Here is a 5,968-nt window from a genome sequence, read left to right on the forward strand (position 1 = left end):
CGAAACTGCTCAAACGTATCCGTGAAATGATTCGGCCGGTGCTGCCGCCGGGGGCTGCGACTGCGGACCTGGCACCCAAGCCTAACCCATCAGGTTCGCATTGAAGATGTCTTCGGAGATGTGGCCGGCGCGGTAGAGATTGATGAGGCTTTGGTCCCAGCGCAGATTGCCTTTGTAGCGGAGGGCATCCGCCAGGGAGGTGGCGCTGCCGTCATAGGAGCGCATGCCAGCAGCGACGGCTTCGCTGGTGTTTTGCAGGTATTCGGTCACGAGTACGCGACCATTGAACCCGGTGAGCAGCCCTTGGGAGAGCACAAAGGTCAGGGTCTCGCTGAGCCGATGCAGGATGCCGGACTGCTGAGCTTTGGGAAAGAACTCGAGGATACGGTCGATGGTCTTGACCGCCCCCCGTGTGTGCAGGGTGGAGAGGACGAAGTGGCCGGTCTGTGCGGCCTCAATGCAGGTCTCCATGGTTTCACGATCGCGAATTTCACCGATGAGGATGATGTTGGGCGTTTTGCGCAGCACCTCCTTCAGGCCGCTCTGATAGGAAAGGGTGTGCCTGCCCACTTCCTGCTGGGTGACGAGTGAAGGGGCAGGAATCTGGACACCGGGCTGGTTGGGATCTTCCATCATGGCGTCGTAGCGATACTCGATAGGGTCTTCGATGGTGACGATGTGCTTGGGAAAATGACGGCGCACCCAGTCCAGGACCGCAGCGAGCGTGGTGGACTTCCCCGAGCCCGTGGGGCCTGTGATGAGCCCGAGGCCAAAGCGACGCTGCATCAGCTCGCGCAGGCTGTCGGAGATGAGCGCGTCGATGCCGAGCGTTTCGAGCTGGCTGATTTTCGCGCGCAGCCAGCGGCAGGTGACGCCCAGGCCGTGCTCGCTGAGGTGAACCTGAACACGCATGCGCACGGGAGAACCAAGCGCGCCTTCTTCACAGCTGAAGTCGATGACGCGGCGGCTGCGCACCAGTTCCCACATCCGCGCTGCGCCGCCGACGGCATCAGCCTCAGACCAGATCTCGACGGACTGGCGCATGAAGAGCGCCTCCGCCAAGCGTCCGACGGCTTCTGCATCCTGGATGCCGAAGCTCTCGGCGACCTCGAGGCCGCGATTGGTATGAAGGTAGATCAGTCCTCCGGTGCGCGTCTGAACATCGGAGATTTCACGTCCGGCGAAGGCGGTGGCAAGATCACCGAGGATGTTGTTGGAGGAGGACGGTGTAGACATGAAAATATCAGTCCTGAGGAATCTCTTCGATGACGACCAGCCAGTTCATGGGATGAACAGGGGGGAGTTCGGCGGGACTGCGCAGCGGTTTGAGCTCGGCGGTGATGCTGTCGGAATGCACGGCGTCATCACTGCCTGATTTCATGTCCAGCGGCTGCCAAACCGTGGCACCGCTGGAGGCGAGGCTGCCGAGCTGACCGTGGTGTTCGATGGGCCGGTTGAAACCGGTGGTGCCCACGCGCAGTTCGGAGGCGTAGATGGAAAGGGGCGGATAAAACTCCGTGCCAGCCGCCAAACCCGAACCTGCGGGAAGTGAGGCCGCCGGGATCGCGTTCAGGTCGTCCCCGACATAGACGCGCAACGGGGCGACGATGCTGAGGCCGGCGGTGTAGTTGGTGAGATCCTTGCCCTGGCGGATGATGACGCACATGTCCTCCAAGACGGGTGGATCGCTCACGATACGGACGTTGATCGGGTCTAGCGACGAGTCCACGCCGAAGTGGATGCTGTTGTTCGTCGCCACGCTGCCCGCGTTCCGTGCCAGCAGCCACGCATTCAGCAACGACGGATAAAAGGTAAGGCAGGAACGATTGCTGTTAGTCAGCTCGGTCTGGAAGGGGATGTCGGCACCGCCAGATTCAAAGATGGTCGGCCAGTTGCTGCCGCGTTCCAAAACAACCTCGCTGGTGCCGCCGGCCAAATTGGGGAAACTGACGCGAATGGAGGTCGGTGTTTGATCTTCAAAGCTGACCATGGCGATGGCTTCGACGGTGATGCGACAATGCTGCCCGCCCGCAGTGTAATCCTCAAACGCGTTCAGGGTGGTGCCCGAGGGGCTGCGATGAAGGTAGCCGGAACCCGTGGGCAGTGGAAGGAAGGCCAGGCGTCCGGAATTAGCCGACAAAGCGATGGGCAGCACTTCCGAGCCGTGTTCGGCTTGGAGGCGTTCACGTTCACCCAGGGCATCGAAATCAGAGCCCACGGTGACGCCGCTGAGATCGAGATCGGTGGTCATTTCGATGCCGCTGCGACCTGCGAGCCGTGAGGCACCGTAAGCCCCTGCCACACTCATGCTCGCAGCATAGACGGAGCCCTGAATGCTGACAGTGTCGACATTCCAGGCCGTGCCGTCCTGATGGGTGCCAATGGCGGCAAAGGTGGCGGCCTCAATCGGCATCTGGGATGGGATCTCATACAATGAGAGCACGTAATGGCGGGCCACGGTGCTGGTGCTGCTGCCGTAGTTCACGGTGAAGGCCCACCAGTTTCGCTTCGCAACGAAAGGCTCCCCGGGTGCGGCATAGCCAAAACGGATGTTGGGATAGGGGATCAAGTTGTAAACCGGATGCGCAGTCACATCTGCCAACAGATCTGGAAGCTGCACCGGGTAGCGCTTCAGCGGTGTGACGATAGGACGCAGCGCGTCGGCGGTTTGCAACGCGGCCCCCACCTCCAAGAGCGGTGGCACTTTTCCAGCGAATGCGGGAAGAGCAAAAACGCTGGCGTAAGCGGTGGTGCCTGGAGTCACGCGTCCGGGTTCACCGGTAAGCGAGGTGATCCAGCTCTGCACTTCGCTGCTGGCGTGATCGCCGACATCGCCGCTGAATTTGCCGGCCAAATCGAGGCTTTGGAGGATTTCAGGGGAAAGGCGTTGTGACGCAGCGGAGAGCGTCACGGCTTCGGCAAAAATGTTGTTCCAGGCATAGTCGGTGCCCTCGGCATAATCGGCTTTCATGCAGTCCATGGCCCTGCCAGGGAAGGAGGCGATGAGCGCGTGAAGGAGGGCTTCCTCGCGCTGGCGGTAGTCCACGCGCAGCTGTGACTTCGAGGCTTGGTCACGATTCATGAGCGTGCCCTTGAATAGCATCGTCAGGCTGAGAGTGAACATGATGGCAAATCCGGTAACGATGGGAAGCGAGACATAACCCGCGTTACGTTTGAGGGAGTGGTGGTTCATCGGCTTCCTCCGCTGTAGGTGATTTCTTCGCCATTTGGTCCGGTGAGAGTTACCGTGAGAATACCTTCGTTGGCATTGAAGGCAGCGCTCTGGAGTCCCTGGCAGATCAGCCAGGAAGTTTCGGAGCCGTCAGGCTGGGGAGTATAGAACCGCAACGCAGTGCCGCTGCTGCTGGTCTCGGCTGCGATCAGGCGCTCCTGAGTGGTCTGTACGGCGGTTTTGAAAAACAGCCGTACCGCACTGCCATTTTGAATCACCGGCGTGCCACCGCTGAGAGCGCTTTCATGGCTGGGGTAGATGAAGAAGTGATCCGCTTGCTGAAAGATGCGGCCCAGGATGTTGCCGATCTGCGGAGCCTCCTGCGCAAGAAAGGTCTGTCGCCGGGCCATGCCCATGAAGCTGAGATGCTGCTGGAGCATGACGACCAAGGCAGCACTGAGCATGACCATGAGGCCCATGGCTGTGGAAATCTCCATCAGAGTGAATCCACTGGGATTCAGACGGGTGCGATGGAGCGGCCATTTCATTGGAGACGCAGGGTGGAGCGGCTCTTGAGGTATTCCTGGCTGCCGACGCGATAGCTCAGGACGGAATGCAGCCGCCACACCGTGAGCGGAGACTCTGCAGCGGAGGCAACCTCGGCGGTACGAAAGCGCTGCAAGGTGCCCTGCACCGCCTGACCGCCGGCGACGCGCCCCAGGGTGACGGTCTGTTCCGGCACCGGATCAGCCGCAATATCCGGCCAGGCGGACTGGGCGCTGGTGAGATCCGCAAAAGGGAGCCGGATGGACAGGGCGCTTTCACGTGAGAGATAGGCGTCTGTCAGTGTCTGCATGATGGTCCACTGATTGCCTGAAATGGCGAGCAAGGAGGCGCGCATCATGATCAGAGCCAGCGCCGAGGTCAGGGAGAGAGCGACCGATACTTCGATCAGCAGACTTCCGTGAGAACGGAGGCACTGGCGAAGCGGGGGCTTCATGGCGAAGCGGGGCTTGAAAGCTCCATAGTGCTGATTTGGCCGCGCGAGGTGATGACGCGGTCCACTTCAAAGGTGATGTGGTACAAACGCTCGGCCGTGCGCCCAAAGAACGGCGTATGGGTGACGATCTCCAGCGTGTAAGTGCCATCCTCCGAGGCATAGTTGGAAAGGTCATCGACGGACACAGACAGGCTCTGCGGCACATTGGTGGAACTCGCCGCCTGATCTGGATTGTAGTAGGCACCGAATCGCAGCTCGGTGCCGTTCACGAGCGTTCCCGAGGTTCCCAGCACTTGGTTGCCTTTGTAAACCTGCACGTAGGTGCGTGAGTCGGGGTAGAGATCACTGAGTGAGACCACGAGAGACGGAATGCGGTCGATGAAGACCTGCCCAGCTGTGATGTTGCTGACGCTGGCGGAGGCCACGGGCCAGACCTCGACTTTCGGCTGGGCGATGATGGTGTCAGGCACCTGGTAGGAGGCGTAACGAACGATGGTGAAAGTCTGCTCACCGTTGCCAGAACTCAGCGTGGGCGAGGTGAGCTGATGATAGATGGGACCGAAGGTGTAGGTGCCGTTTTCCAGATTGGATTCTTCGATCAAATACTGCGGCTGGTTCAAGGACGAGTAGGTCGCAGGGACATAGTTTTTGCCCTGAACGCCCAGATAGACGTCGTGCTCGGAGGGGTCGCTGCTGTCCGCCACGAGACCTTGCACCTGGATGTTCACGGAGAAGGGGCGGTCGGCCCGGGTGCGTTTCACAAAGGTCGAGCCCGCCGGATCGCCGCGCACGTAGTCGTCTTCGGAGATGATGCTGACGGCAACCTGGGGATTGTAGGTGCCGATGATCTTGGTGTCGAGCAGGTAGATGTTGCTGTCCCAGGCCGTGCCACGCGCAAAAAGTTCAAAGAGTGAGCCGCTCGCGCTGACCTGCATGGGGGCGGTGTAAGCGCCGCCGCTTCCGGTGATGGGGGTGTCGTAGATCTGACCGGTGGTCAGGTCAGTCTGGCGCACCCAGGCTTCGGGCGTCTGTCCGAGCAGGGCGGTGCTGAACAAGCAGAGGCAAAGGAAGGTTTTCAGTTTCACGGAGTGGCGCGGTGGGTGTCCGAATTCGTGGGCGCAGGTTCAAGGATCGTGATCGGCCCATCCTTGTAGGTGGCGACGATGAGTCGCTTATCATAGGAAAGGTTTTTGAGCAGAGCTTTCGCCTCCTGGGTATTGCCGCGTGAAAGCGACAGGGGCACCTCCTTGGCGGCCAGCCAGGTGGAGTTACGCTTCAGAAAGCTTGGCCAGAAGGTGAAGTCACCCTGGGGTGTGGCAGCGACATGGGTCCGCAGTTCCGCAGGAAGATGCAGAATGGCACCGACTGGAACGAGGGTGAACTTTTCACCGTCCGCAAGAATGATCGAATTCGTCCAGAGCGAACTTTGAATGGACGGCGCTGCCTTGGTGAGTGGCCTAGCTTTCGCGGTGAGTTGAGATTTCAGGCTCGGCACGCCGGCCACCTGCTGACGCAGAGCTTCCTCACTCACCACATCCCGCCCCGGCCTGGCCTGTTGGGCCTTCAGGTGGCCGGTGGCCGCGATGATGCCAAGGAGCAATATGCCGAAACATAATTCAGGGCGGACATGGCGGACAGGCTTCATGGGAACTTCCGGAATTATTGACGAACAATGGTCACTGTCCCCTCGGGATTAGGACTCTCTAAAAGAATCCAGGCACCGGAGGAAAAGGCGAGTGACCCCGTTGGGACCGGTGGGTCTTTTTGATACTCACCCAGGATGTTAAAGATGCCGT

6 protein-coding genes are annotated in these 5,968 nt (G+C 60.2%); all 6 read right to left on the minus strand.

Annotation, left to right across the window (positions count from 1 at the left end):
- Nucleotides 1–81: 81 nt before the first annotated feature.
- Genes PSV43_RS04395 through PSV43_RS04420 form a run of 6 tightly spaced genes read right to left on the minus strand, consistent with a single transcriptional unit; the run spans nucleotide 82 to nucleotide 5,817 of the window.
- Nucleotides 82–1,236: an ATPase, T2SS/T4P/T4SS family gene (locus tag PSV43_RS04395; RefSeq protein WP_300194172.1), complete on the minus strand. Its 1,155-nt coding sequence runs from the start codon at nucleotides 1,234–1,236 to the stop codon at nucleotides 82–84.
- A gap of 7 nt (nucleotides 1,237–1,243) precedes the next feature.
- A complete protein-coding gene (locus tag PSV43_RS04400; protein WP_300194175.1) occupies nucleotides 1,244–3,193 on the minus strand; it encodes a hypothetical protein in 1,950 nt (649 codons plus the stop codon).
- Nucleotides 3,190–3,720 carry a hypothetical protein gene (locus tag PSV43_RS04405; RefSeq protein WP_300194177.1) on the minus strand — a complete coding sequence of 177 codons (531 nt, stop codon included), beginning with the start codon at nucleotides 3,718–3,720 and terminating at the stop codon, nucleotides 3,190–3,192. Before PSV43_RS04405 ends, PSV43_RS04400 begins: the two co-directional genes overlap by 4 nt.
- Nucleotides 3,717–4,172, minus strand: a complete 456-nt coding sequence (locus PSV43_RS04410; RefSeq protein ID WP_300194178.1) for a hypothetical protein — start codon at nucleotides 4,170–4,172, stop codon at nucleotides 3,717–3,719. The genes PSV43_RS04405 and PSV43_RS04410 overlap by 4 nt, the downstream gene beginning before the upstream one ends.
- Entirely contained in the window at nucleotides 4,169–5,257 is a 1,089-nt protein-coding gene (locus PSV43_RS04415) for a hypothetical protein (protein ID WP_300194180.1), read from the minus strand. Before PSV43_RS04415 ends, PSV43_RS04410 begins: the two co-directional genes overlap by 4 nt.
- On the minus strand, nucleotides 5,254–5,817 hold the full coding sequence (locus PSV43_RS04420; RefSeq protein WP_300194182.1) for a hypothetical protein: 564 nt from the start codon (nucleotides 5,815–5,817) through the stop codon (nucleotides 5,254–5,256). The genes PSV43_RS04415 and PSV43_RS04420 overlap by 4 nt, the downstream gene beginning before the upstream one ends.
- Nucleotides 5,818–5,968: the final 151 nt, after the last annotated feature.

Source organism: Prosthecobacter sp. (assembly GCF_029946185.1).
Classification (GTDB): Bacteria; Verrucomicrobiota; Verrucomicrobiia; order Verrucomicrobiales; family Verrucomicrobiaceae; genus Prosthecobacter.

Bases quoted from the DNA above. Each gene is read 5' to 3' on its own strand.
- PSV43_RS04395 (WP_300194172.1), bottom strand. From the start codon at position 1,236: ATGTCTACACCGTCCTCCTCCAACAACATCCTCGGTGATCTTGCCACC.
- PSV43_RS04400 (WP_300194175.1), bottom strand. From the start codon at position 3,193: ATGAACCACCACTCCCTCAAACGTAACGCGGGTTATGTCTCGCTTCCC.
- PSV43_RS04405 (WP_300194177.1), bottom strand. From the start codon at position 3,720: ATGAAATGGCCGCTCCATCGCACCCGTCTGAATCCCAGTGGATTCACT.
- PSV43_RS04410 (WP_300194178.1), bottom strand. From the start codon at position 4,172: ATGAAGCCCCCGCTTCGCCAGTGCCTCCGTTCTCACGGAAGTCTGCTG.
- PSV43_RS04420 (WP_300194182.1), bottom strand. From the start codon at position 5,817: ATGAAGCCTGTCCGCCATGTCCGCCCTGAATTATGTTTCGGCATATTG.